This window comes from Planococcus glaciei, from assembly GCF_900099655.1.
Classification (GTDB): domain Bacteria; phylum Bacillota; class Bacilli; order Bacillales_A; family Planococcaceae; genus Planococcus; species Planococcus glaciei.
Genome location: NZ_FNDC01000001.1, coordinates 61,582 through 87,786, shown reverse-complemented (window position 1 = coordinate 87,786; position 26,205 = coordinate 61,582). Strand labels below are relative to the sequence as shown.

Annotated in this window: 28 protein-coding genes; 18 read left to right on the top strand and 10 right to left on the bottom strand. The window is 47.6% G+C overall.

All coding sequences use genetic code 11. The features are described from left to right. Positions 1–4: 4 nt before the first annotated feature. The 8 genes from BLQ32_RS00435 to glsA all read left to right on the top strand — a co-directional run bounded on the left by BLQ32_RS00435 (position 5) and on the right by glsA (position 6,344). Complete coding sequence (locus BLQ32_RS00435; RefSeq protein WP_074508674.1) at positions 5–1,609, top strand: gamma-glutamyltransferase family protein; 1,605 nt, start codon at positions 5–7, stop codon at positions 1,607–1,609. 11 nt (positions 1,610–1,620) lie between these two features. Next, positions 1,621–2,199, top strand: coding sequence for a chromate transporter (locus BLQ32_RS00430; RefSeq protein WP_074509082.1), 579 nt, complete (start codon positions 1,621–1,623; stop codon positions 2,197–2,199). After that, complete coding sequence (locus tag BLQ32_RS00425; RefSeq protein WP_074508673.1) at positions 2,196–2,729, top strand: chromate transporter; 534 nt, start codon at positions 2,196–2,198, stop codon at positions 2,727–2,729. The genes BLQ32_RS00430 and BLQ32_RS00425 overlap by 4 nt, the downstream gene beginning before the upstream one ends. Before the next feature lie 135 nt (positions 2,730–2,864). Further along, positions 2,865–3,347 carry an RrF2 family transcriptional regulator gene (locus tag BLQ32_RS00420; RefSeq protein ID WP_036805547.1) on the top strand — a complete coding sequence of 161 codons (483 nt, stop codon included), beginning with the start codon at positions 2,865–2,867 and terminating at the stop codon, positions 3,345–3,347. Between the two features lie 21 nt (positions 3,348–3,368). Continuing rightward, positions 3,369–3,593 (top strand): DUF896 domain-containing protein, encoded by a 225-nt coding sequence (locus BLQ32_RS00415; RefSeq protein WP_074508672.1) that lies wholly within the window; start codon positions 3,369–3,371, stop codon positions 3,591–3,593. A 64-nt stretch (positions 3,594–3,657) separates the two neighbouring features. Continuing rightward, positions 3,658–4,536 (top strand): Hsp33 family molecular chaperone HslO, encoded by an 879-nt coding sequence (gene hslO / locus BLQ32_RS00410; RefSeq protein ID WP_036805554.1) that lies wholly within the window; start codon positions 3,658–3,660, stop codon positions 4,534–4,536. 183 nt (positions 4,537–4,719) lie between these two features. Then, positions 4,720–5,322, top strand: coding sequence for an alpha/beta hydrolase (locus tag BLQ32_RS00405; RefSeq protein ID WP_074508671.1), 603 nt, complete (start codon positions 4,720–4,722; stop codon positions 5,320–5,322). Positions 5,323–5,378: 56 nt separating this feature from the next. After that, complete coding sequence (gene glsA / locus BLQ32_RS00400; RefSeq protein WP_074508670.1) at positions 5,379–6,344, top strand: glutaminase A; 966 nt, start codon at positions 5,379–5,381, stop codon at positions 6,342–6,344. 28 nt (positions 6,345–6,372) lie between these two features. Here glsA and BLQ32_RS00395 read toward each other — a convergent pair whose 3' ends face one another. Continuing rightward, the gene (locus BLQ32_RS00395; protein ID WP_074508669.1) at positions 6,373–6,948 is read right to left on the bottom strand and encodes a hypothetical protein; all 576 of its coding nucleotides are present in this window, start codon (positions 6,946–6,948) and stop codon (positions 6,373–6,375) included. 249 nt (positions 6,949–7,197) lie between these two features. Between BLQ32_RS00395 and BLQ32_RS00390 the strand changes: the two genes are divergently transcribed. The 4 genes from BLQ32_RS00390 to BLQ32_RS00375 all read left to right on the top strand — a co-directional run bounded on the left by BLQ32_RS00390 (position 7,198) and on the right by BLQ32_RS00375 (position 12,553). Continuing rightward, positions 7,198–8,628, top strand: coding sequence for a DUF2382 domain-containing protein (locus tag BLQ32_RS00390; RefSeq protein WP_074508668.1), 1,431 nt, complete (start codon positions 7,198–7,200; stop codon positions 8,626–8,628). A 90-nt stretch (positions 8,629–8,718) separates the two neighbouring features. Further along, positions 8,719–8,925 carry a YwbE family protein gene (locus BLQ32_RS00385; protein ID WP_036805566.1) on the top strand — a complete coding sequence of 69 codons (207 nt, stop codon included), beginning with the start codon at positions 8,719–8,721 and terminating at the stop codon, positions 8,923–8,925. A 199-nt stretch (positions 8,926–9,124) separates the two neighbouring features. Next, complete coding sequence (locus BLQ32_RS00380) at positions 9,125–11,251, top strand: ATP-dependent helicase (protein ID WP_074508667.1); 2,127 nt, start codon at positions 9,125–9,127, stop codon at positions 11,249–11,251. Positions 11,252–11,284: 33 nt separating this feature from the next. Then, positions 11,285–12,553, top strand: a complete 1,269-nt coding sequence (locus tag BLQ32_RS00375) for an MDR family MFS transporter (RefSeq protein WP_074508666.1) — start codon at positions 11,285–11,287, stop codon at positions 12,551–12,553. A 15-nt stretch (positions 12,554–12,568) separates the two neighbouring features. On the opposite strand, the gene BLQ32_RS00370 is transcribed toward BLQ32_RS00375, so the two are convergent. Next, positions 12,569–12,877: a DUF3243 domain-containing protein gene (locus BLQ32_RS00370; protein WP_074508665.1), complete on the bottom strand. Its 309-nt coding sequence runs from the start codon at positions 12,875–12,877 to the stop codon at positions 12,569–12,571. 160 nt (positions 12,878–13,037) lie between these two features. Between BLQ32_RS00370 and BLQ32_RS00365 the strand changes: the two genes are divergently transcribed. Continuing rightward, entirely contained in the window at positions 13,038–13,877 is an 840-nt protein-coding gene (locus BLQ32_RS00365; RefSeq protein ID WP_074508664.1) for a VLRF1 family aeRF1-type release factor, read from the top strand. Positions 13,878–13,917: 40 nt separating this feature from the next. Here the strand turns inward: BLQ32_RS00365 and BLQ32_RS00360 are convergent, their stop codons facing one another. Further along, positions 13,918–14,601 (bottom strand): IucA/IucC family C-terminal-domain containing protein, encoded by a 684-nt coding sequence (locus BLQ32_RS00360; RefSeq protein ID WP_074508663.1) that lies wholly within the window; start codon positions 14,599–14,601, stop codon positions 13,918–13,920. Positions 14,602–14,745: 144 nt separating this feature from the next. On the opposite strand from BLQ32_RS00360, the gene BLQ32_RS00355 reads away from it, so the two are divergent. Further along, entirely contained in the window at positions 14,746–15,117 is a 372-nt protein-coding gene (locus BLQ32_RS00355; protein ID WP_074508662.1) for a VOC family protein, read from the top strand. Positions 15,118–15,158: 41 nt separating this feature from the next. Here the strand turns inward: BLQ32_RS00355 and BLQ32_RS00350 are convergent, their stop codons facing one another. Continuing rightward, positions 15,159–15,803, bottom strand: a complete 645-nt coding sequence (locus tag BLQ32_RS00350; RefSeq protein ID WP_074508661.1) for an IucA/IucC family C-terminal-domain containing protein — start codon at positions 15,801–15,803, stop codon at positions 15,159–15,161. Position 15,804: 1 nt separating this feature from the next. Next, entirely contained in the window at positions 15,805–16,632 is an 828-nt protein-coding gene (locus tag BLQ32_RS00345; protein ID WP_036805584.1) for an ABC transporter ATP-binding protein, read from the bottom strand. A gap of 194 nt (positions 16,633–16,826) precedes the next feature. On the opposite strand from BLQ32_RS00345, the gene BLQ32_RS00340 reads away from it, so the two are divergent. Next, positions 16,827–17,804 (top strand): ABC transporter substrate-binding protein, encoded by a 978-nt coding sequence (locus BLQ32_RS00340; protein ID WP_074508660.1) that lies wholly within the window; start codon positions 16,827–16,829, stop codon positions 17,802–17,804. Then, complete coding sequence (locus BLQ32_RS00335) at positions 17,804–19,765, top strand: iron ABC transporter permease (protein WP_074508659.1); 1,962 nt, start codon at positions 17,804–17,806, stop codon at positions 19,763–19,765. Before BLQ32_RS00340 ends, BLQ32_RS00335 begins: the two co-directional genes overlap by 1 nt. 190 nt (positions 19,766–19,955) lie before the next feature. Here BLQ32_RS00335 and hmpA (BLQ32_RS00330) read toward each other — a convergent pair whose 3' ends face one another. Both hmpA (BLQ32_RS00330) and hmpA (BLQ32_RS00325) read right to left on the bottom strand, forming a co-directional pair. Then, positions 19,956–21,137 (bottom strand): NO-inducible flavohemoprotein, encoded by a 1,182-nt coding sequence (hmpA, locus tag BLQ32_RS00330; protein ID WP_053165266.1) that lies wholly within the window; start codon positions 21,135–21,137, stop codon positions 19,956–19,958. A gap of 325 nt (positions 21,138–21,462) precedes the next feature. Further along, positions 21,463–22,653, bottom strand: coding sequence for an NO-inducible flavohemoprotein (hmpA, locus tag BLQ32_RS00325; protein ID WP_053165268.1), 1,191 nt, complete (start codon positions 22,651–22,653; stop codon positions 21,463–21,465). A gap of 121 nt (positions 22,654–22,774) precedes the next feature. Here hmpA (BLQ32_RS00325) and BLQ32_RS00320 point away from each other — a divergent pair, with 121 nt between their 5' ends. Continuing rightward, positions 22,775–23,209, top strand: a complete 435-nt coding sequence (locus BLQ32_RS00320; protein ID WP_036805607.1) for an RrF2 family transcriptional regulator — start codon at positions 22,775–22,777, stop codon at positions 23,207–23,209. A gap of 35 nt (positions 23,210–23,244) precedes the next feature. Here the strand turns inward: BLQ32_RS00320 and BLQ32_RS00315 are convergent, their stop codons facing one another. The 3 genes from BLQ32_RS00315 to BLQ32_RS00305 all read right to left on the bottom strand — a co-directional run bounded on the left by BLQ32_RS00315 (position 23,245) and on the right by BLQ32_RS00305 (position 25,029). Beyond that, complete coding sequence (locus tag BLQ32_RS00315) at positions 23,245–23,667, bottom strand: pyridoxamine 5'-phosphate oxidase family protein (protein ID WP_074508658.1); 423 nt, start codon at positions 23,665–23,667, stop codon at positions 23,245–23,247. A gap of 140 nt (positions 23,668–23,807) precedes the next feature. Beyond that, positions 23,808–24,701 carry an EamA family transporter gene (locus BLQ32_RS00310; protein ID WP_074508657.1) on the bottom strand — a complete coding sequence of 298 codons (894 nt, stop codon included), beginning with the start codon at positions 24,699–24,701 and terminating at the stop codon, positions 23,808–23,810. 97 nt (positions 24,702–24,798) lie between these two features. Further along, positions 24,799–25,029, bottom strand: a complete 231-nt coding sequence (locus BLQ32_RS00305) for a hypothetical protein (protein WP_074508656.1) — start codon at positions 25,027–25,029, stop codon at positions 24,799–24,801. Positions 25,030–25,162: 133 nt separating this feature from the next. Between BLQ32_RS00305 and BLQ32_RS00300 the strand changes: the two genes are divergently transcribed. Next, positions 25,163–26,182 (top strand): STAS domain-containing protein, encoded by a 1,020-nt coding sequence (locus BLQ32_RS00300; RefSeq protein WP_074508655.1) that lies wholly within the window; start codon positions 25,163–25,165, stop codon positions 26,180–26,182. The last annotated feature ends 23 nt before the right edge of the window (positions 26,183–26,205 follow it).

Genomic DNA, 26,205 nt, shown 5'->3' with positions numbered 1-26,205 from the left:
TTCAATGGACTATTTACAGCACCCTTTCGATGCCAAACGGCACACAGCGTTTTCTAAAAAAGGAATGGTGGCAACTTCCCAGCCGCTAGCAGCACAAGCCGGAATTGAAGTGATGCGAAACGGCGGCAACGCAATCGACGCGGCCATCGCGACAGCTGCGGCTTTGACGGTTGTCGAACCAACGTCGAACGGCATTGGCGGAGACGCCTTTGCGCTGGTTTGGGTAAAAGAAAAATTGCACGGCTTGAACAGCTCAGGACCTGCGCCGAAGAGCATTTCAATTGAAGCGGTGAAAGCGTTGGGGCACGACAAAATGCCGGTGCATGGTGTGGTGCCTGTCACGGTTCCTGGAGTTCCGGCAGCGTGGGCGGAACTTTCGAAGAAATTTGGAAAACTGCCGCTTTCGGAAACCTTGAAGCCCGCGATTCGCTATGCGGAGGAAGGGTATCCGCTTACGCCGATTCTCGGGAAGTACTGGAAACTGGCGTATGACAAATTTAAAACGTCCTTTACTACGGAAGAATACCAATCGTGGTTTGATACGTTTGCACCGAATGGGAAAGCTCCCGAAATCGGTGAAATGTGGTCATCTCCTGGACATGCTTCAACATTAAGGGCAATTGCTGAAACAGATGGTCGGTCTTTTTATGAAGGAGAACTTGCGGATAAAATCGATGCATTCATGAAGAAGCATAACGGCTTTTTGGCAAAAGAAGATCTGGCTGCCTTCAAACCGGAATGGGTAGATCCAGTTTCCACGAATTACCGCGGCTACGACGTCTGGGAAATTCCACCGAATGGCCAAGGCATGGTGGCACTGATGGCGTTGAATATTTTTAAGAATTTGGGTGAGCCAAAATGGCAGTCGGCTGAGACATACCATGAACAAATCGAGGCGATGAAACTCGCTTTCACAGATGGCAAAGAGTTCATCACTGAACCGGAAGCAATGCCGGTAAGTGTTGAACACCTGCTTTCAGACGATTATGCGAAGCAGCGGGCAGGCACTATCGGGTCTGCAGCTTCTGATCCGGTTCCGTATGAACTGCCAAAAGGCGGTACGGTTTATTTAGCAGCGGCGGATGAAGAAGGAAATATGATTTCGTATATCCAGAGCAATTATATGGGCTTTGGATCGGGCATCGTGATTCCGGGCACCGGTATCGGGCTCCAGAACCGCGGAGCTGATTTCTCGTTGGAAGCGCAGCACCCGAATGTATTGAAAGGCGGGAAACGCACCTATCATACGATTATCCCCGGCTTCCTGACAAAAGAGGGGAAAGCGGTCGGCCCGTTTGGCGTGATGGGCGGTTATATGCAGCCGCAAGGTCATTTCCAGGTGGTCACAAATACCGTAGATTATCTATTGAATCCTCAAGCGGCCCTTGATATGCCGAGATGGCAATGGATGGAAGGCAAAACGATTTTAGTGGAACCGAACTTCCCAAATTATTTGGCTCAGGCATTGGCCCGGAAAGGGCATGCGATCCAAGTGGCAACCGACGGCGGCGCTTTCGGCCGTGGGCAGATCATTTGGCGTAATCCGGAGACGGGGGTACTGGCTGGCGGCACAGAATCCCGTACGGATGGATCGGTTGCTGCTTGGTAACAAATAAAAAAATGCGGGAAAAGTCGTCCGGAACCTCCAGCCTTAAGGTGAATGCCGATATTTTTGCCGCCTTTTTCCGCATCGGCATGTTAGGTTTTGGAGGAGGGCCTTCTGCAATCCCGCTCTTTCATACAGAAGCCGTCAAAAAATACAAATGGATGACCGACGATGAATTCGGCGATACATTGGCGCTTGGCAATACGATGCCGGGCCCTATAGCGACGAAGATGGCCGGGTATATCGGCTACCGGGTGAACGGCATCATCGGCAGTATTGTTGCCTTGGTTGCTGTAACCGTTCCAACTGTCCTGCTGATGATTTTGCTGCTTGGCGCTTTGCAGCAATTTAAAGGAGTGGAATGGGTCAACAATATGTCAGCGGCGGTCGTGCCGGTGGTCGGGGTGATGCTCGCGGTCATGACATGGGATTTCCTGAAAAAATCCGGCCAGTCGCTCGGCTGGGCCCGTGCCGTATTGTTTGTATTGATTGCGGCGGTATTAATGGAAGTGCTGAATGTACATCCTGTCTTTTTGATTATCGCTATCTTGCTGATTTCCTTGCTGTCCTTTAAGAAAGGGGGAGCGTCATGATTTACTGGTATATTTTTCTGGCGTTTTTCATTCCCGGCATTTTAGGCTACGGCGGAGGGCCGGCTTCAATTCCACTGGTTGAAAAAGAAGTGGTTGACCGGTATGGATGGATGACCACTCAGGAATTCGGCGAAGTGCTGGCGCTTGGCAATGCTTTGCCCGGTCCGATTGCAACCAAAATGGCCGGTTATGTCGGGTATATGGAAGGCGGCATTCTGGGCTCTGTCATCGCATTGTTTGCGTCCGTGGCGCCTTCTCTTATCTTAATGATTCTGCTGATGGTGACTTTGCTGAAATACAAAGATTCACCAAAGGTAAAAAATATAACGAAATTGATCCGGCCGGTGATTGCGGTGCTTCTCGGCGCCATGACGCTCCAATTTTTCATGACGTCGGTCGATACATCCGGCAGCGTGCAGACCGTCATTCTGATTGTGATCAGTTATTGGATGCTTGAAATCCGTAAAATCCATCCTGCATTTGTCATCCTGCTGGCGCTTGCCTATGGCGGAATATCAGGATTTTTATAAGAGAAGAAAACCATCCGCAGATGATGCGGATGGTTTTTTGTTTAGAGCAGATTTCTTTACAATAATTGACCGACTCCTTATTATGGGGTAATGCGGACAAAGATTGTCCGGGTTATCAGGATTGAGGTGAACTCCATGCACATGAAAACAGGCGTTGAACAATCGGTTTACGCCATACTTTTACTGAATATGCTTCCGGAAAAGGCTGTGTTGCCAGGCGAAGCGATCAGCCAGCAATTGAATGTTTCCACGAGCTATTTCCAGAAGCTGCTGCGCAAGCTGGTCAGTGCGGATTTGATTGCCTCCGTGCCTGGAGTAAAAGGCGGCTTTAAATTAAAGAAAAAACCCGAAGACATTTGTGTGTACGATATATATTTGGCAATCGAAGGGCGGCAGTCGCTTTATTCGCCGAGCGGCATTTTAGGCGACATGCTGGAGCTTGAACAAGAGGAAGATTGCTGTTTGCTGTCTGACTTGATGGAAGAAGCGGAGACTGCCTGGAAGTCGGTTATGAAGCGAGAAACGATTGCCACCTTGGCTGAGAAAATGACAGAACAGCGTTTTTTGCCAAAAACAGAAACATTGAAGCAATGGCTCCAGGAAAAAATGGTTGCCTGAGATAACGGAAGGGTGAAGGTCATGATTGCAAGCATTTCCCGCATTAATGAATTGGCAAAAAAATCTAAAGAAGCCGGCTTGACGCCAGCTGAAAAAGTGGAGCAGCAAGTGCTCCGAGAAGATTACCTCCGGGAAATCCGCGGGCAAATCGAAAATACGGTCACCAGCTTGAAAGTACTGGATCCTTTAGGCGATGATGTGACGCCGGAGAAAGTAAAAAACGAAAAGAAGCTCCGGCAGCAATAAGAGGAAGTTACACATAGGCAAGCTTCTTAGTCCTTTAAACTAATAAAGAAAGATGTGAAAATAAATGAATGATTATTTAGTAAGAGCTTTGGCTTATGATGGACAAGTACGTGCTTATGCAGCGCGGACAACCCAAACGGTAGGAGAAGCGCAGCGCCGCCATTATACGTGGCCGACCGCTTCAGCGGCTCTTGGCCGTTCAATGACTGCCAGTGTAATGCTTGGCGCCATGATGAAAGGCGAAGAAAAATTGACGATTAAAATCAATGGTGGGGGTCCACTGGGGACGATTCTGGTGGATGCGAATGCAAAAGGCGAAGTCCGGGGCTATGTCTCGAATCCGCAGACGCATTTTGACTTAAATGAACAAGGGAAACTCGATGTCAGACGGGCAGTCGGCACCGAAGGAACTCTTTCAGTGTCAAAAGACATCGGCTTAATGCAGCCGTTTGTCGGGCAAGTGCCGATTGTGTCAGGTGAACTGGGAGAAGACTTTACCCACTATATCGTAACGTCGGAGCAAGTGCCATCGTCCGTTGGCGTCGGGGTTATTGTAAACCCGGATAATACCATCCAGGCTTCAGGCGGTTTTATCATCCAGCTATTGCCGGGGACAAGCGAGGAAGTGATCACCCAAATCGAACAGCGCTTGTCGGAAATCCCGACGATTTCCAATATGGTCCGCGAAGGAATGACGCCGGAAGAAATTCTGGAAAAAGTGCTTGGCAACAACAATTTGAAAGTGCTCGACAATATGCCTGTCCAATTCCAATGCCAGTGTTCAAGAGACCGCATCCATAATGCGATTGTGAGCTTAGGCACTGCAGAAATCCAGGACATGATCGAAACAGACGGCCAAGCAGAAGCACAATGCCATTTCTGCAACGAAAACTACCTCTTCACAAAAGAAAATCTGGAAGATATGCTGGAAGCAATCAACTAATCAAGGAACCATCCGCTGGAATTACAAGCGGATGGTTTTTTTACGTTAATTTCGAAAAAGCTTTTGATTGGTATTCCCACCGCGTTGTGATATATTTATCTTGAATTCGAGATAAGTTTCAGCTGCTGGCATTTAGGGAAAAGAAATCCTTGAGGCAGCTCCACTATTAGGAGGTATTTTTTTATGATACACATTTTTCAGCAAGGTTCCAATCCATCAAAGCCGACTTTTCTAGTATTGCATGGGACAGGAGGCAATGAGCATGACTTGTTGCCGATTGCATCACATATCGATTCGGAAGCGTCTGTGCTGAGTGTCCGAGGCAATGTATCAGAAAACGGCATGCCGCGATTTTTCAAACGCCTTTCGGAAGGCGTATTTGATATGGCAGATTTAAAGGCACGTACAGAAGAGTTGAATCAATTTATCGCAACAGCAGCCGAAGAACATGGCTTTGACCGCAGCAATATCATCGCCATCGGCTATTCGAATGGCGCGAACATTGCGGCCAATTTATTGTTCACTTATTCGGATGCGTTGAAAGGGGCAATTCTGCATCATCCGATGGTGCCGAACCGCGAGACGCAGCTGCCTGATTTATCAGGCGTCCAAGTATTCATTGCTGCAGGCACGAATGATCCGATTTGCCCGGCTGAGGAATCCACTGACTTGGAAGGAATGCTCCAAAACGCGGGTGCTGCGGTTAAGCTGCACTGGGAAAACTACGGCCATCAATTGACCATGCCGGAAGTGGAAGCGGCAAAATCCTGGTACGATCAATTATAAAATCCCATGCCCCTTGTAAAACAAGGGGTTTTTTAAAGTTTAGGAGGAGGGACGACATGCAAAACAATCCGCTGATTCAACAACAGCTCGAGGCATGGATCCAGGAAAACAAAGGGCACGCTATATTGGGCACGACTGCGCAGTACATACCGGCACTCGGGAGCATCGATCCGAGTTTGCTTGGCATCTGCATGGTCGATGAAGACGGCCATTATTACTGCGCTGGAGACACAGACAAGGAATTCACGCTTCAAAGCATTTCAAAAGCATTGACGTTTATCGCCTTAAGCTGCCATTACGGATTGGAATTTGTCCTTGAACGAGTGGATGTGGAACCGACGGGTGAAGCTTTCAATTCGATTATCCCTTTTGAGATCCATCGGCCGAACAAGCCGTTCAATCCGTTTATCAATGCAGGCGCCATCACGGTTTCTGCACTGTTGCCTGGGCCCACCAGCCAGAAGAAATACGAATACCTACTGTCATTTTTGGAAAGCCTGGTTGGCCATCCGCTTGAAATGGATCAGGAAGTGTATGATTCCGAATGGAAAACTTCTCACCGCAACCGGGCACTGGCCTATTACTTAAAAGAAGCGAACTTTTTGGAGATTGAAGTAGAAGAGGCGCTGGATATCTACATCAGCCAATGTTCGATTAAAATCAGCGTGAAGGATTTGGCATTGATCGGCTTGATCATTGCTTATGATGGATACAATCCCATTACGAAAGTGAAGCATTTTTCGGATGAAATTGCCCAAGTGGCAAAAGTGCTGATGGTAACTTGCGGCATGTACAATTCATCAGGGAATTTTGCAGCTCATGTCGGCATCCCGGCAAAAAGCGGCGTGTCCGGCGGAATTCTGGCAGCGGTCCCGCCGAAACTGCATTCCCAAACCTATGAATTCCGGGCAGGGGCAGGCATCGGCGTTTACGGGCCGGCGATTGACGCTACTGGAAACAGTGCGGCAGGAACGATGATGCTTCGCCAAATTTCAAAAGAGTGGGATTTAAGTATATTTTAATAAGGAAACCCCGTGAACGATGAAGCGTTCACGGGGTTTTTTGTATCGAACCGGAAATTTCTTTCACATGGAATGCTAAGCTTTTCAGGTTTACAATGCATTCATATTTGTGTTGGTTTGCCCAATCCCTAAATTGCAAGGTGATCAAATGGGAGTTGACCGATTTAATTTCCGGCGCAATGATGTCGCCCATTTCCTGATTTTCGAGCACGTGGGCAATTGCGATGCTGATTTGTTGGCTCATGTCGTCCTCATGTTTGACAAGAGACAGCAGAACGCCTTTTTCCGGGAGCTGCCCAGTCGTTGTTTTGCTGGCTGTGAGGAATACGAGGTCACCCGGCTGCAGGTCTTCAGGCTGAAGGGGTTCGCCTGAAACAGTCGTGAATGTTGAGGCTGCTGTTACTTCATAATAAGTGCCATCGATTAAAAGGGCTTCCTCGGAAGCAAGCTGGACCACACGCACCGAATTGTAATCCACAAGCGGAGTTTTCAGATTAACGGCTTTTGGAGGAGGAGCGCTTTCGGAAGAAACAGGCTGGGGGGTGCAGCCGCCAAGTGCCATGGTAAAAAACAAGACAAAAAGAACCACTGCCAATTTCCCCATATCTTCCCTCCTCCTAACATCAATTATAAAGATAGACGTTAAATTGGAAATAAAGTTACAAAAAAGAAGAAAATTTTCAAAATATTTTTTAAATATAGAGATGAAGTGTAAACCGAAGATTTTCTGTTGAACTTTCTTGGTTTTATTGGCCTATTCAATTGCCAAAAATGTTTGAGAATATATCGGTCGGGTATTTCTTGAGTAGTAAGATTTTTCAAAGATACACATCAAAAATTGGAGGTATCAAAAATGGCCAGCAATAACTTTATGGGGACGTTTGATAACGAAACAGAAGTGTTGAGAAAAATCGAAGAACTGAAATCGCAGGGAATATCGGAAGACCACATGTATGTCATGGCTCATGACAAAGACCAGATTTCGATGGTCCGCGGACGCACCGATGTAGATTACAAGGCTACGGAAGGCGGCGGCTGGATGGACAAGTTTATGGGCTTTATGTCGGGTAATGAGCCGGTCCGCCAAGCGTTTAACGACATGGGTGTAGACGGCAACGAAGCAGACCGTTACTACCAGGAAGTGCAAAACGGAAAAATCCTGTTGTTTGTGGACAAGGAAATTGGTGATTCCTACAATAACAGAACCGGAAGCGGCAGTTCTGCCTATGGCGACCCGATGAAAAATACTTCGTCAGGTGCTGGGGCAGGCGCAGCGTCAGGTATTGTAGGCGCTGACGATACTTCCCGCTACACAGGAGAAGATTCCGGCATGGTTGCACGGGATGGCTTGACGGTGGATACCAACGAAGCGAACGATGTCAACTTCCATTCAGGGCGCAACTTAGTGGATTCCGACGAGACTTCCGCTTCATCAAGACTGGATGACAGTGAATCGGCAGGAGTTGGCCGGAAGTCCGGAACAGGATTTGGCTTAGGGTCTGGAAGTTCAGTCGATGATGTTCCTTCGCCAAGCCGCGATACAGGAGATTTCACTGCAACCAACGAAAGCCGTTACGGGGACACAGACCGCGCAGGCGGAATGGGAACCAGTGGCGTTCGTGACACTCACAGTGCCACAGAAGATTTTACAGACCGTGACCGTACCGACCGCGACTTTTTAGATTCGGATCGTGACCGGACAAATAGCGGCATGCTGGATAGTGATCGAGATCGCACTGACAAAGGCTTTATGGATACTGACCGCAATCGCACCGATAGTGGTATGCTAGACCGCGACCGTACCGACCGCGACTTTACAGATACCGACCGGGACCGTATGGATACCGATCATGACTTTGCAGATTCAGATGAAGAGCGGCTGCGCCTTCACGAAGAACGCCTGCAGGTCAATAAAGACCGTGTACAGACTGGTGAAGTAAATGTCAGCAAACGTGTTGTTGAAGACCAGCAGACAATTGAAGTGCCGGTAGAACGTGAAGAAATCTATGTGGAACGCCGCCCGGTAAACGAAGAAGTTGATGGAGATTCAACCATTGGCAGAGATGCCTATCAAGAAGGCGACAATATCCATATTCCATTGACGGAAGAACGGGTGAACGTCTCGAAAACGGATGTTGTCAGCGAAGAAATTGTAGTAGGCAAACGGAAAGTACAGGACACTGAAGTAGTCAAAGAAACCGTCCGCAAAGAAGAAGCGGATATTGACGATGACAGTGATCTTGGCAGAGACGATTTTGACCGCAACCGGACAGATCGGCGCTAAAGCAAAATCAAGGCGGGGATTTCCCCGCCTTTTTGTGTGGAAAAAAAGCGGGAATAGCGTATCATGAAAGTAAGGCAGGAGGGATAAAGGATGGACGGCAAAAAAAGAAGCGACGTTAAACCGGGATTAGAAGTCAATATTGTGTTAAAACAGGATCAACGAACGGGCAAGAAAACACGGGGGATTGTCAAAGATCTTTTGACGAATTCCGCTACGCATCCGCATGGCATCAAAGTAAGGCTTGAAGACGGCCAGGTGGGGCGCGTAAGCGAAATCCTCGGCAGCACTGACAAATAATTCATAAGCTCAAAGGACCCGGATTAACGGGTCCTTTTTCATCCTTTTTTTATGCTAGAATAAAGTATCGTTTATTTATTGAAGAGAATTTTTTTGATTTGCCACTTAGACCTGCCAGACAGCTCTCCCGGTAAATGCGGCGGGAATCATACTGTCTGATTAAATAAGAGAATGCACCAGAAATGCGAAGGAGTATCGTATGAGCAATTTTTTTGAACGCAAACAAAAACAACTCGGAGTGGAACTGAACAAAATTCAACGCAAAGCTGTGGAGCGGACAGAAGGGCCGCTGCTCTTATTGGCGTGTCCCGGATCGGGCAAAACAACCACGATGATTATGCGAGTCGGATATTTGATTGAAGAGAAAAAAGTGCAGCCGCATCGCATAAAAGCCATCACGTTCAGCAAGGCATCTGCCATCGATATGCAGGAACGCTATAAACGTTTTTTCCCGAAGCTTGCACCGGTTGATTTTTCCACGATCCATAGCCTGGCTTTCCAGATCACGCGGGAATACTTTGCGGAATCCCGTTACGTCATGATCGAAGGCAGCGAATCGCATGGCCTTCACAAAAAGCGCCTGCTGCGTGAAATGTTCGAAACGGAAGTCGGGGAACCGATCACCGACGACCAGCTGGATGAATTGACGTCGTTCATCAGTTTTGTAAAAAACAAAATGACGCCAAGAGAGCAATGGAAAAAGTTAGAGGCACCTTTTGAAGGGGCCATTGAGATATTAAAGACGTACGAGGCTTTTAAAGAGAACTACGATGTCCGATTGGTGGATTTCGATGACATGCTTTCCCTCGCGAACGAAGCGCTGGAGAAAGATGCGGATCTGCTTGCGAAGTACCAGAATCGCTGGGATTATGTCATGACCGATGAAAGCCAGGATACTTCGATGATTCAGCATGCCATCGTGGAAAAGCTGGTGGCCCGCCACAACAACCTGTGCGTGGTTGCAGATGACGACCAGTCGATTTATACATGGCGTGCGGCAGAACCGACGTATTTGCTGAAGTTTAAAAATGTGTACCCGGACGCCTATGTGATGAAAATGGAGCGCAATTACCGCTCCTCCAAAAACATTGTAGAGGCCGCGAATTTATTCATCAAAACGAACAAAAAACGGCACGACAAAAACATGTTCACCAAGCAGCCGGAAGGAGATCCGATTATCATCCGGCGCCTCGCTTCAGAGGAAGCGCAGTTGAAGTATGTGATGAAGGAACTGAAAGAACTGAAGCATTTTGGCGACGTGGCCATCCTTTACCGCAATAATTCCTCTTCGACGCTTTTGATGAGTGAACTGGACCGTCTGGGCATTCCTTTTTATATGAAAGATGCGGACAACCGTTTCTTCTCGCACTGGATTGTAGAAGACATGCTGAATTTTATGCGCTTCAGTTTGAAGCCGGAACGCATTGACATTTATGCGAAAATCGCTTCAAAAACAAATGCCTACTGGTCGGGCAGCCAATTAAAGCAGTTGAGCCGCATGAAGCCGACTGTAAAAAATGCGTTCGATGAAATCAACTTGAACATTACGCTGAAGGACTACCAAATCAAAATTCTTGCCGAGCAGAAAAAATGGTTTGATGCATTGAATGGCATGAAACCGTTAAAAGTGATCCGGACAATCCGGGCGGATCTGGGATACGATCAAATGCTTGCGAGCCGTGCTGAAAAATTCGGCATGCGTCTGCAGTATTTGGAGCAGATTTTGATTACGCTGGAGCAAATTGCCGAACCGCTTTCAAGCATGACTGAATTTGCGAAAAGACTGAAGGAATTGGAGCAAGTCACCCAAAATGCAAAAGCCGAAAAAACCGAGGACATGCTGACTTTATCCACTTTCCACAGTTCCAAAGGCTTGGAATTTGAACGGGTGTATATGATTGATTTGGTGGAAGGCATCATCCCGACCGAAGAAGATGCAGAAAACCCCGACACCTTGGAAGAAGCGCGGCGGTTGTTTTACGTCGGCATGACGCGTGCCAAAAAGCATTTGGAACTGATCAGCTATGACAGCGAGTCCCGCTTTGTGGATGAAGTGCGGGATATTGTGGTGCCGGAGAAGCCGGTAGCCCCAAAAACCCGGACGGTCGCTAAGACACCGATTAAAGTGGATGTTCCGGATAACCCGAATGCCGCTAAAAGGGAAGATGAACTTTTGGAAGGGGCAAGAGTTCGCCACCGTGTTTTTGGCACGGGCAAAATCATTGAACGGGATCATGAGCGCATCTCGATCCAATTTGCCAAAGAGCGGAAAGAATTGCTGATTGATATTTGTTTGAGCTATAAGCTATTGGAAGTACTGGATTAACCACAACAGTTTTAAGAACGCGGAGATGGGAAAATGAGGATCAGGGATTGGGATCGAAGTTTAAAAGTTCGTCTGGTAGGCGAATTTTTTATGAACACAAGTTATTGGATGGTATTTCCATTTCTCGCGATTTATTTTGCAGATGAATTCGGAAAAGGGACGGCCGGGCTTTTGCTCGTCATCTCGCAAGTTTTTTCAGTGGCGGCTAATTTGGTGGGGGGGTATTGCGCAGACCGCTTCGGCCGGCGCGCGATGCTTGTATTTGCATCGATTGCCCAAGGAGGGGCATTTCTGCTGTTCGCTTTTGCCAACTCGCCGTGGCTCGAGTCGCCTGAGCTAGGGTTTATCGCCTTTACGCTGGCAGGCATGTGCAGCTCGCTTTACTGGCCAGCCAGCCAGGCGATGATTGCAGATGTTATTCCAGAGAAATACAGAAGCGATGTATTTGCTATTTTTTACACCACGTTGAATATTGCAGTTGTCGTCGGACCGCTATTTGGTGCGGTGCTGTTCTTCACGTACCGTTTTGAACTGCTGCTGGTTGTCGCAGTCATTTCGATGGTGCTGGGCCTTATTCTCCGGCTTTATACAAATGAAACTTTGGCGCGGGAATTGGCAAACCACTGGGCAACGGAAGAAAAAACCGGTTGGCCGGCAGCTGTCGCTAAGCAGTTTAAGGAATACGGACTTATTTTCAACGATCGCCTGTTTTTGCTTTTTGTCATTGCAGGCGTTTTGGTGGCTCAAACGTTCATGCAGCTGGATTTGCTGATTCCGGTTTATTTGAAAGAAACCATTGATGTCCAAACGATCGCTTCTTTGTTCGGCAGAGAATGGTCAGTGACCGGAGAAACGTCCTTCGGTTTCCTGTTGTCTGAAAATGGCTTGCTGGTGGCATTGCTTACGGTAATCGTCACGCGGTGGATGACGCAATTTCCGGAGAAATGGGTCTTTTTCCTATCCACTCTTCTTTACGCAGCAGCCATGCTGCTGTTTCCGCTTACGTCATGGTTCTGGATGTTTGTCGTCGCGATGGGGATTTTCACTTTTGCCGAACTGATGGTAGTGGGAGTACAGCAAAGCTTTATCTCGAAACTTGCACCAGAAGACAAAAGGGGCCAATATTTTGCAGCAGCCAGTTTGCGCTATACGATTGGCCGGATGATTGCGCCGCTTTCCATCCCGATGACGGCGTGGTTTGGATTCGGTTGGACATTCGCCATCTTGGCAGCTTTGGCTGTGGTCAGCGGATTTGTCTATTTAGCGATGTTTCGATTGTTTGAAAAAAGGCCTTCCTATTGAGGAAGGCCTTTTTGGTTATTCTTTTTTCACTAAGCGTAAAAGCATGTGGGCTAACATATGGCGTTCTTCTTTTTCCCCTACGCTCCATAATTGCTGTAAAACATATTCTTCGCGGTTTTTTGGATCTTCGTTTTTCGCCAGGTAATCGGCGACTTTTTCAGTGATTTGGGCCAAGCGTTCTTCACTTAATCCCATTTTTTCACCCAGTTCAACTTTTGAGCCTAAGTATTGTTTGAAGTGTTCAAAATTTGCTAAAATATCCTCCTTTTTTTCATTGTCGAAGGATTTTAGTTTCTCATCTACTTTTTTATCGATATTTTCCATTTTAGTCACACTCCTTATATTTTTCTTGCACTACCTGTTTACCTCACACAACTTCTTTTAAACGTCAGAATAATTAAAATAGTAATTAGTTGACTGTTTAACGGAAAAGACTTAGGGTATTGAGATAAGTAGGATGGATTTTAAGGAGGATGATGAATGTATGACATTATACGACGAAATTCAGAAACTCAAAGCTTTCAATTGTGAAGACCGCTGTGTTTTAAGTGTGTATCTCAATACGAACCCCGCCGATTTAAATGCGCAGAACGGGGCATGGAAAATACACCTTAAAAATGGATTGAAGCGGATTGAGGAATATATAACAGCCTCCCAAAATGAGAAAGAACTTAAAACCTATCAATCCTTAAGAAAAAAAGTTGAACGAGAAATCAATGACCATCGCGATGACCTGAATAAGGGCGTTGTAATTTTTGCGTCTCCACAGGATGATTTGTGGTTTGTGCATTATGTGCAAGTGCCGGTTAAGACAAGTTTCCACTGGGAAAGTGCACCGGTACTGGATGAGTTGAGATATATGTACAAAGCCTATCCATATGCCGGAATTGTGTTGCCAAGCTTTAAAGGTGTTCGAATCCTGGATACTTCCATGGGAATGATCAATGAAGAAGTATTTGAGGAATTTGATTCAGGGCTGGATGTCTGGAATGAACAGAAAGGCGTCCATTCTGCTTCCCATACAGCAGGGGGCAGCACAGGATCTTTCAATGCTGGAAGCCACGTCGGAGGCAACTCGGGCAGTGCAGCAGACGACTTTAACTGGCGCATGAAAGAAAACCTTGAGCGTTTCTACAAAGAAATGGCAGGAAAGATCGAAAAAATGAAAAAAGAGCGCCATTGGGATGAAGTCCACGTTGTTGGCGAAACAGAACAGGCTAAAGCTTTTGCCAAGGGATTGCCGAAAAAACCGGCAAGCTGCATCTACAAAAACTTGGCAAATGCCAATCCGAGCCAGATTATCCATGAAGTATTTGAAAAGTAAAACCAAAAGGCCTCAGCACTTTGCTGAGGCCTTTTGGTTTTTATGGACGAGGCTGCGGACAAAACGTGCATGTGGCAAAAGCCGGCAGTTCCTTATACAGACAGCAGGTCTTCCGCAGCGGACCCGATACGGCTTGCTTCAATGAAGCGGTCCCCATCAATTTTTGCAGATAGGAAGTTTTAATGGGTGCCCAATTGCTTGGTTCGAGCAGCCAGTCGATGTCTTCGGCAGTTCTTCTCGGCTCTCTTTTTTCCAAAGTGGCGTAAAACCAGACAACGGAGCCGAGCACATTTTCCCATAGGATAAGGGGAGAAATTTTCACGTGTTTTCGAAATTCCTTGATTAGGCTATCCACTTGCTCCGTTAAAACGAAATGCATCGCCTCCTGCCGGTTTTCAGGAGAAACTGGCGTATAGTGGCGTGAATCAATATGTGTTTGAAGCAAATTGAACCCGTAATTATGTATGCGGCCAAATTCGATGTCTTTCCATGAACAGGCGAAGTAGCCATTGTGAAAAGTAAGCAAGTCGAATTGTGCAGAGATGAAAAGCGCATATTGGCGGAAAAAGTAAGAGACAGCTACGCCGTTATTGTCCGTGCCGCTCCATTGTTTGGTTTCTTCGATGAGTGTCTCGAAATCGGAAGACAAACGAGAAGCGGGGGGGCGATCAACAGCGATGGATTGAGCCGCTAATTTATGTTTCAACTGAACGGGAAATTCCACAAGTCCTTCCTCCTTTATTTTTCATGCTACGGCAAAAGGAAGTATTTGCAAAGTGATAAGCTGGTCTTATAGAAATCGATAAAAACTATCACCTTTTCTTTATAGAAGAAGTTAGCTACTCTATAGAAAAGAAGGGGTGAAAAAATGGAATTTACAATCGGCAAAATTGATCATGTACAAGTGGCAGCACCAAAAGGCAAGGAACAGGAAGCTATTGGTTTTTATGCAGGCATTCTCGGCATGAACGAAATCGAAAAACCGGATGCTTTAAAAGGCAGAGGCGGCGCCTGGTTTGAGTTTGGCTCTTACCAATTGCATGTCGGTGTGGAAGAACCGTTTTCGCCGGCCAAAAAAGCACATCCGGCTTTTAGGGTGAACGGGTTTTATGCGCTTCAGGACCATTTGGCTGCAAACCACTACGAAGTGAAAAACGACACCAGCATCCCGGGGGTTCAGCGCTTTTTTGTTTCCGACCCATTCGGCAACCGTCTGGAATTCCTTAACGGTGAATCATGAGACTGCTCGAAATATAAAAACGCTCCGCATCAGCGGAGCGTTCATTTTTTTACAGGGCAGTAGGGGCATTTGTCGGTATCCGGCAGTTCTTTGTACAAGCAGCACGTAATGCGCTGATAATCTGATCTCGATTCTTCAAAGCTGCGTCCGCCCAGAAATTGCCGGAAAGGGGATTTGCGCATTTCCGGCTGCCAGATGGCAGAATCCAGAAGGGCGGCTGCATCTTGTTCCGCTTGTTCCGACTCGAGCATGCCATACATCCAGATGGCGTATCCCCAGATATTTTCCCAAAGAATTAATTTCGAAACGTGACCGGCTTTCCGGAAGGCTTCCACCACAGGAAATGCATAGTCCTTTAAGACTTTTTCCAAATCGTCTTCTTTGCGGCTGCGGACAAAGCGTTCGTCAATTTCGAATGCAATGCCGCCTTCTGTCCTTACAAGATAAACGGCATCAAGCGGCCCTTCCCACATCTTGCCGTGGGCGAGCAGGTAGAGCTGAGCGGTTATAAAAAAGCCGAAGCGCCGCATGAAGATAGACGATGCTACTGCTTCAGTGGATGCTCCGGTTTGTAATTTAATTTCAGCGGCCAGTTCAGGATAATGGCTGCCAAGGCCTTGCTGCATGGTCATAAAGCCATGCGCATCTTCCCGGACTTTCACCTGGAAAAGCTCAAGTTCTTTCATATCAGGCTCCGCTCTTTGCTTGGCGGAGTTCCGGTACGATGCAGCGCCCTCTGCCGAATGGAACACAATGCGGCGTGCCGAATAATGGGTCTTTGGAAACTTGGCATTCCATGCCGAAAACAGAACGAACAAGGTCGCAATTGATGACATTTTCCGGAGTTCCTTGGCCGAAAACCGCCCCGTCTTTAATGGCGATGATATTGTGTGCGTACCGGGAAGCCAGGTTCAGGTCATGCAGCACCATAATGATTGTGCGGCCATGCACTTCATTCAATTCAAACAGCAGATCCAGGATTTCAATCTGATGCGTCATGTCCAGATAAGTGGTAGGCTCATCAAGAAGAATGATGTCGGTATCCTGAGCAAGCGTCATGGCAATCCACGCACGTTGGCGCTGGCCGCCGGACAGTTCATCGACCGGCTTGTCGCGGAATTCATCAACGCGCGTGGCCTTCATGGCAGCTTCGACTTTCTCGGTATCTTCTTCCGTCCAGCGCTTCAGCCAGGACTGGTGGGGATAGCGACCCTGTTTTACCAGATCATGCACCGTCAAGCCTTCCGGTGAAACAGGAGACTGTGGCAGAATGCCCATTTTCTTTGCCACTTCCCGTGAAGATAGCTTGTGGACTTCTTTGCCTTCCAGCAAGATAGAACCTTCTTGAGGTTTAAGTAAACGCGCAATCGAACGAAGCAGTGTGGATTTGCCGCAGCCGTTGCTGCCGACAAATACTGAAATTTCGCCGCGCGGAATGGATAAGTTCAGGTTTTCGAATAATAAATTTTCGTTATAGCCAATTGACAAGTTGTTGGTTTGAACAGCCGTCGCCATTGTGCAATTCCTCCGCATCTTTTTCCATAAGTCGAACTCAATGCAAAATCTTATTACGGCTACTATATCATAAATTCATGATAAATGAGAACGATTTTCATCTTATTTCACAAAAATCCTTTACAATAAAGTGTACAAGCACTAAAATTATACTTATTGAGAACGGTTATCAAATAGCTGGGAGGCTTACCTATATGAAAAAGAAATGGATGTTATTGACGGCAATGATTTTGCTTGTTTTGGCAGCTTGTTCATCTGCTGATGAAGAAACGGCCACTAATGAAGAGGCCGCGGGAGAACCGGTGACAATTACCGGAACGAACGGGGAAGTAAAATTGAAGGCACCTGCTAAAAAAGTGGTTGTGCTGGAATGGACATATGCTGAAGACTTATTGGCTGTAGGCGTTCAGCCAGCAGGAATGGCAGACATCGCTGAGTACGGCAATTATGTCAATATCGAGCCCCAATTGGATGAAACAGTAGTAGACGTTGGCGGACGGCAAGAACCGAACCTGGAAGCCATCGCCGCGATTGAACCGGATCTGATTATCGGTGTAAGCTTCCGCCACGACGCGATGCTTAAAGAACTCGAAACCATCGCCCCAACGGTCATCTTCAATCCGTATCCGGAAGATGAAAGCATTGACCTTTATCAGGAAATGGAAACAACGTTCAAGGAAATTGCCAAAGCGGTAGATAAGACAGCTGAAGCGGATCAAGTCCTGGCTGATCTTGAAAAAGAATACGAAGCAAGCGCTGCTGAAATTGAAGCCGCCAACTTGAAGACCAAAGATGTAATTTTGACTTTGGCATACACCGGCCCGCAGGCTCCTGAAATCCGGGTGTTTACGCCGAATTCAATGGCTTCGATTATTTTAGACCGCATCGGGCTGAAAAATGTCCACCAGCCGGATCAGTTTGAAGTGTTCGGTTCGAGCACATTCAACGTAGAAGGCTTGGTCAAGTATGAGAATGCCAATTATTTATACACGGTTCCTGACGAAGACAATATTTACGAAAACCAGCTGAAAGGCAATCCGGTATGGGAAAACCTGGCGTTCGTAAAAGAAGGCCGCACCTATGACCTAGGGGCGGATACATGGCTATACGGCGGTCCGTTGTCAGCGAAAACCTTAATGGACCAGATTACAGATGTGATGGTGAATCAATAATGTCCGGGAAGTTAAAACAGAAGTCCTTTGTCTCGCTGACAGGGGGCTTTTTCCTGCTTGTGGCGCTGTCAGTTATTCATTTGACGCAAGGGCAGGCAGATTACACAATTTCAGAACTGTTGACCGGCGTCTGGACCGATGGCCGCATCCAGGATATTGTGACGTCGCTGCGACTGCCGCGGCTGGCAATCGGAATTGTGGCGGGCGGCGCATTGGCTGTATCCGGTGCGGTTCTGCAAACCTTGACGAATAATCCGCTGGCGTCTCCAGGAACACTCGGCATCAATGCAGGAGCCTTTTTCTTCGTCGTCCTGTCGATGATTTTCTTTCCGAATGTATTGGGGGCTTTTCCTTTCATCACAGCGCTGCTTGGAGCCGTCCTTTCTTCGGTCTTGGTAGTGGGCTTGGCTGGCAAAGCGATGGAGCCGGTACGAGTGGCTTTGACCGGAATGATTATTTCCCTTTTATTTTCTTCTTTGACCGGTGCCATGCAATTGCTTTTTGAAAATGAAACGAACGGCTTGTTCCTGTGGGGATCCGGCACGCTCGTCCAATTGAACTGGGAAGGAGTCCGCTTTGCAGCTCCGGTAGTGCTCGTACTATTTATCGGATCGTTGCTGCTGGCAAAGCCGATGGATATTTTATCGCTCGGAGAAGATATCGCGTCTTCCCTGGGCCAGAATGTCCAAGCTGTAAAACTCGCAGCGTGGGGAGTGGCGATTGTCCTCTCCGCTGCGGTTGTCAGTGTCGTAGGGCCGATCGGTTTTATCGGGCTGATGGCGCCGCATATTGTCCGCATGATGGGCATACGCGGCCATCTTCAGATTTTTATCCATTCGTTTTTATGGGGCAGCGTCATGCTAATCGGTGCCGATGTGTTGGGCCGTTTAATCCAGCCGGGCCAGGAAGTGCCGGTCGGCGCAATGACAGCGCTGATTGGCGGTCCGTGGCTATTGTATTTGGCCTGGAAGACTGCTAAATCGCTGAAACGCGGCGACCGCCAAGTGGGAGGGACGACAAAACCGGTTCGTTTAACGGTTTTGGTGCCGATTTTAATTCTTTTAATCTTAGGAATAACTGTCTTGGCGCTGAGCTTTAACGGAGCTGCGTGGAACTTCGCTTGGCTGGAGCCGGTCGTCTGGAATTTCCGGGTTCCGCGTGTTCTGACAAGTTTTATTGTCGGCGTCATGCTGGCGCTGACCGGCGTTATTTTGCAAGGCGTGCTCCGAAATCCGTTGGCCGATGCCGGCGTGCTTGGCGTCACCTCAATGGGAGGAGCGGGGGCGATGCTCTTGCTCGTTGTTTTCCCGGCTGTTCCACCCGCCTTTTTGCCGCTCGGAGCGACGCTTGGCGCATCTTTGGCACTGGGTATTATTTTAGTCACCGCTTGGAAAAATAATTTTCAGCCGATGCTTGTGGCGTTGATGGGAATCGCGATTTCGGCATTCGGTTCGGCGGCAACGCAGGTGTTTGTCGTCAAAGCGAAATTGGCAGTGGCCAGTGCGCTTGTTTGGCTGTCGGGAAGCACCTACGCGAAAGGCTGGGACGATGTGCAGCTCGCGCTGCTGTTGTTTGCGTTGTTTATCTGGCCAGCCGTTTACATTACGCGCAGCCTGGATACGCTGACGTTCGGAGATGATGTAGCAGCAGGGCTCGGGTTGAATGTAAGGTCGACCCGGGTGTGGGCGCTGGTCATCGGTGTGGCCATTTCCACTGCGGCGGTTTCAATCGTTGGCACCATCGGCTTTATCGGCCTGGTGGCTCCGCACATCGCCCGCCGGATTGTCGGCTTCCGCCACTTGCCGTTGATGCTGGCATCCGGTTTGATCGGAGGGCTGCTGCTCGTGACGGCTGACTTTATCGGCCGCATCCTGATTGCACCGAAAGACATTCCGAGCGGGTTGATTGTGGCATTGATCGGGACCCCTTACTTGCTGTATTTGCTGCGGAAAATGAAATAAAGAAGGCCTGCCGGTTCGGCAGGCCTTTTTTGACGTTATAAAAGTGGCTATGAGCGTTCGAGCAGGTTCTATGATCAGTCAAGTGCAGTCTATGAGCGTTCACAGAGGTTCTAAGATCATTCAAAAGGATGCTATGATCACTCACTCAAAAAAACTGCCCGCTTCGGAAAGCAGACAGCTTTTTGATTGCTTAAACGGTTTGCAAAGCGACAGCAGGGCCGAAGAATTCAAAGTGGATCTGTTCTTCTGTCATGCCGAGGCCGCGGAGTTCCTGGATCATCTGTTCCATGAAAGGCACAGGGCCGCATACGTAAACGTCGCCGGTCACATCGACCATTTCTTTTAATACTTCGCGGGTAATATAGCCGTCTGGCTGGTCAGAGTACAAGGTCTTGTAAGCTGCATTTTCCATAGAAGCCGCATATTTTTGGATATCCTGGTCGAAGGCATGCAGGGATTCGTTGCGCGCAGCGTGCAAGAAAGCGGTTGGGCGCTCAGGAGTGAGCGTTGCCACGGTTTCGAACATGCTCATCATCGGCGTGATGCCGACACCTCCGCTGACAAAGGCAACCGGTGATTTCTTGCCGGCATCCAGAACAAATTCGCCTGCTGGTGCGCTGACTTCAATGGCGTCGCCGATGTTTACTTCTTCGTGGAGGTAAACAGAGACGCGGCCGTTCGGGTCGTTGTCGGCTTCCCGTTTAACAGAAATGCGGAACTCGTCCGGTTTTGCTGCCTGCGATAAGCTGTATTGGCGGTTGAACAAATATTTCTCGCCAGGAATCGAAAGGCGTACAGAAATGTATTGGCCAGGCTGGTAAGTCGGAACGTTCGATCCATCCGCCGGTTTTAAATAAAACGAAGTGATGTTTTCGCTTTCTTTTACTTTGCGGGCAACGATAAAGTCTTTGAAGAACTTCCAGCCGTTTTCCTGGGCTTCGGCTTCTTCGTACATTTTGTGTTCAACGCCGATGAAGGCATCTGCAATTACGCCGTAGGCTTCAGCCCAGGCATTGATAATGTCGTCTGTTGCGGCATCGCCCAATACTTCTTTGATGGCTTTCAACAAATATTCGCCGACGATTGGGTAATGTTCCGGCTTTACGCCTAAGCTTACGTGTTTATTGGCAATCTGTACGACGGCCGGCAGAATGGCTTCAAGATTGTCGATATGAACGGCTGCCGCATAGACGGTGTTGGCAAGCGCCGCTTGCTGGCGTCCTTTTTTCTGGTTTGCATGATTAAAAATATTTAAAAGTTCAGGATGCGCTTCAAACATATTCTTGTAAAAAACGGTAGTAATCGCTGTTCCGTGTTCTGCTAAAACCGGTACTGTTGATTTGATAATGGATCTTGTTTGTAGGGATAACATTGTCAATCGCTCCTTTTGTTTTCTATAGCTTTACTATATTCCTAAAAATGAGCTAAAGATATATTTAAAATACATCTTTAAAATTTAGACACATTTTGAATTCACAGAAAAGCCACAATAAAGGAGTTGTCCCAAAAGTAATTTGGGACAACTCCTTTGCGACGAAGCTAGCGTAGCGATGCAACGGTTTTTCATGTCTCGAAGCTAGCGCAGCGATGCAGAGACATGAGCAATAGTACTCCCAACGCTTTATTAGAAGCAGGGGGCTGTCCAATAAGTCTGATATTCGACTTATTGGACAGCCCCTCGTAAACAAACAGTTCATTTATTGGCTCTTCAGTTCTTCCAAATCCATAGCCGGTCCAAAGAATTCGTAATGGATCCGGCTGTCATCCATGCCGATATTGCGCAGTTCTCGAATCATGCTGACCATGAACGGCACCGGTCCGCAAACATAGGCATCTCCGGCGGGATCTACATGTTCTTCCAGCATCGCCCGGGTAATAAAGCCGTTTTCCTCGTCGGAATAGACGGTGCTGTAGGAAGCGTTCTCCATCCGGTTGACAAAGCTTTTAATGTCTTCATCAAACGCATGCTGGCTGCGGTTCCGTGCCCCGTGAAGAAAGACCGTCGGGCGTTCCGGCGTCGAAGTGGCAACAGTTTCGAACATGCTCATCATTGGTGTGATGCCGACGCCTCCGCTGATAAAAGCGACCGGTGTCGTTTTGGAAGCATCGAGTACAAACACGCCGGCTGGTGCACTGACTTCTAGCCGGTCGCCTTCGTTTACTTGTTTATGCAGGTAAATCGAAACGATTCCGTTCGGGTCATTGTCGGCTTCCCGTTTGACAGAAATGCGGAATTCATCCGGCTTGGATGCCTGGGATAAGCTATACTGCCGAATCATCGTATATTTTTCTCCAGGGATGGACACGCGCACCGAAATGTATTGACCCGGTATATAGGTCGGCACATTGGAGCCGTCAGCTGGTTTTAAATAAAACGAAGTGATGACGTCGCTTTCTTTTACTTTGCGTGCTACAACAAAGTCCTTGAAATAATTCCAGCCGTTCTCTTGTTCGGCTGTGGTCTGGTACATGCTCTTCTCGACGCTGATAAAGGCATCCGCAATCACGCCGTAGGCATCAGACCAGGCTTGAATAATCTCATCGGTGGCCGCATCTCCGAGCACTTCTTTCATTGCAATCAGCAAATGGGCGCCGACAATCGGATAATGTTCCGGCTTCACGCCCAGGCTGACGTGCTTATGGGCAATTTGAATAACGGCAGGCATGATTTCCTCTAAATTGTCGATGTGGACAGCTGCCGCATAAACGGTTTTGGCCAACGCCGTCTGCTGGCGTCCCTGCGCCTGGTTCGCGTGGTTGAAAATATTCAGCAATTCGGGATGTTCTTCAAACATTCTGCTGTAAAATCGGGTGGTAATGGCAACGCCGTGATCTTCAAGGACTGGGGCAGTAGATTTGATAATCATTCGGGTTTCGGGTGATAACATAATCGATCCGCTCCTTTTCGATTTTGCTTGCACGTAAATTAACGTCTGTTCTCAGCAAGTCTCAATTTCTTTTCTGAAGTCCGCTTAGTCGTTATAATGAATAAGCAGGGAAGGTGAAAAAATGAGACTGACAATGTACACCGACTACTCATTGCGCGTATTGATTTACCTGGCTTCAACAGAAGAAAATAAGCTGTCGACAATCCAGGAAATTTCTGATGCTTACAATATATCGAAAAACCATTTAATGAAAGTCACTTTTGAACTTGGCAAAGCCGGCTTTATCCACACCGTCAGAGGGCGGGGAGGCGGCATCCGTTTGGCGGACCTTCCGCAGAACATCAACATCGGCACTGTCGTCCGGCGCATGGAAGACGATTTCCATCTGGTTGAATGCTTTGACATGGAACATAACCGCTGTCCGATTGCGCCGGTATGCGGACTGCGCGGGGTGCTCGGAAAAGCGCTGCATGCTTATCTGGCAGTACTGGACGAATACACGCTGGAAGATCTGCTTTTCAATAAAGAAGGCCTCCGCGCGATTTTGCAACCTTAAAAAAACGGCTCAAATAAATGAGCCGTTTTTTTATTTTATAATTGAAGCGTCTGCGGCTCTTTGCCTTTTTTATTGATCAAGCGGGCACGATCCGGTTTGATGGCTAAAATGACAAGGTTCGGATCATCCGGTCCTGAGAACCAGCCTTCCAAATGTTCGTTCCATACTTTATCAATCATGCTTTGGTCATCGTACACGCCCATCGTGCCTTCAATTTCAAGGAACGCATCTCCGACGCCTTGGCCTTCATAGCCTAACAGGATATGGGCGTGCGGGTTGGCTTCAAGCTCGTCGACTTTTTGTGTTTGTTTGTTGGTTGCGGTGTATAAAGTGAATTCATCATTGAAAAACGTCATGTAACGGGAATGCGGCTTATCGCCTTTCACCGTTGATAAAATACCAACATGGCTTTCCTCTAAAATTTTTAAGGCATTCTGCTTCAATTCTTCCTGATTCATCCTCTTCACTCCTTTAGTAGTTTGCTGCTCTTTATCTATATTCCTGTTTAAAATCTTGCTAAACATTAGAAGCTGTAAATCATCGGAAGATCGGAGTATCTGCCAAAGCAAAACAAAAAGGCCTGCTGGGAAGCAGGCCTTTAAACGGGTTCTACAATTTTCGGGTTTCGGCTGAATATGCTTGGCAGCACCATGCCGAATAATATAACGAAGATGCCGACAACTTGAAGAATCGTCAAAGTTTCATTCAAGACCAGGACCGAAGCGATAACGGCTACCGGCAGTTCCATGGCGCTTAAAATGGAAGCGAGGCCGGAGCCGACATGCGGCACGGCAATCGAGAAGAAGCAGATGGGCATGATAATGCCGAAAAATCCGAGCAACAAGCCGTATACCCACAGGCCTTCGTTAAAGAGCTGGCCGTTCCAGACGATTTCCGGTGTCTGGAAAATCGAGATCACAATAGCGGCCGCGAAAGAAACAAAAAACAAACGAGTCGTAGTATCCATGCCTTCGACTTTTATGCCGTTGACAAACATAAAGGCAGAAAAACAGAATGCCGCTCCGATGCCCCAAGCCCATCCTTGCCAAGGGATGCTGCTGAGATCTGCGTCAATAACTCCGGCAGCAAGTATTGTGCCACCGAACAATAAAACCAGTGAAACGGCTTCGGTGCGTTTCAGCCATCGGCGGTGCACGATGCAATCCAGGAACATGCCGATCCAGGTGAATTGGAATAGCAGGACGACTGCAAGGGAAGCGGGCAAATAGACGAGAGATTGTCCGTACACCATTCCGGTTGCAGCGGTGAACGAGCCGGACAACGCCAATACTTTCCAGCCGCGCAGACGGGGAATTTTTCGTTTCGTAAAGAGCAGCAGGACGACTGCAAGTGCAAAGCCGATAAAGTATTGGCTTGTTACCGCTTCAGCTGCAGTAAATCCGTTGGCCATGGCCACTTTGATAATTGTTGAAAGGATGCCGTAACAGCTTGCTGCTACCACAACCATAAGAGGGTAAATCCAATTTTTCATTCGTAAGGTCACTCCTGTTCATTCAAGAATCATAACACAGAAAAACCGCATGGTGGGTACCATGCGGTTCTTCAGAAAAGTAGGTTAATTCTGAGCATTAATCCGGGAAGACTTCGTCGCTTCCGGAACTGCCTTTTGTTGAACGTTTGTTTTCTTCGTCTTTCATATTCTGTTTTACGTCTTCTAAAGGAATAGCGTCGACTGTCTCTTCTTCTTTGAACATTTCATGCATTGTTTCTTTATCTGTTTTGACCTGTTCTGGATTGTCTCTTAATGGCGTATCTCTTATTTCGCGGTTTTCTTCACTGAAAGGTTTTTTATCTGTCATAAGAAGCACCTCTTCCTTAATTATCATTAGTTTTGTATTCCTCAAATGGCCAGATCTCAAACATGAAACCAATGCTGTGGGTGGCAAAGAAGGATATGGTAAAATAAAAGATGAGAACGAAAGGGGTTATCGCATGGATACAAAACCGGCAATAAATGTTGGCGGTCTGCAATTTGCTTGGGATCTGGAAGAAGGCCAATTTCTATTCGAAGGCCAGGATTCTGTACTATTTTGGACTGCAAGTGCAATGAAATTATTTTTTGATACAATAGAAGAAATTTCAGGGGAAGACGCAGCGGGTGTCGTGCTGGAGACTACCGGTTTCCGCCAAGGATTACTGGTCGGCGAATACTTTACCGGGATGAAAAACGTCAGCATTTCTGAAGCGGCGCACCTGATTACCAATACATATGCTTCAGCAGGATGGGGAAGAGCGAGCATTCACGAGTTGGACGAACCAGCAGGGACTTTACGTGTGAATTTAAAGAACAGTTGGGAACACAAGATTAACGTGGCGCAAGGGAAAAAAGAGGGGGGAAGATACTTGGCTGCCCATTATGCCGGCATCTTCACCTTGCTTTTCGGCCGCAATATCTGGTACCGTGTTTTGCAGCATCAAATTGAAGGCCATCCGGAAACCGTCATTGAGTATTTCCCCTCCGAAAAAAATATTGAAGAAAACATTCACCGGCTTGCCCGTTTGAAAGAAGCCGAGCAAATCAGCCAGTTGGAGCGGCTGGTCGATGAAAAAACGGCAGAACTCAATGAATTGATCAAGGAAATTTCTTCGCCGATCATACCGGTGCTTGAAGACATCGTGGTTGTCCCGTTGCTCGGGACATACGATGAAGCGCGGGCAGAAGAGCTTTTGGTCAAAACTTTGCAAAATCTTCCGAAGTACAAAGCGAGATATTTGGTGCTCGATTTAACCGGCTTGAACAATAACTTTACACTTCATGCAGCAGCGTTGATTGATAAATTGGGCTCGACGGCTTCTTTGATCGGAACCGATACGATTTTAGTCGGCATTTCACCGCAAATGAGCATGGTGATTACCGAATCCGGCTTGAACCTTTCCAAATTCAACTGCTTCCAAACACTTCAGCACGGGATTCACTACGCGCTGGCGCAAAATGGCCGCAGCATCATCTGAACAAAAAAATAAGCGCCCGCGGG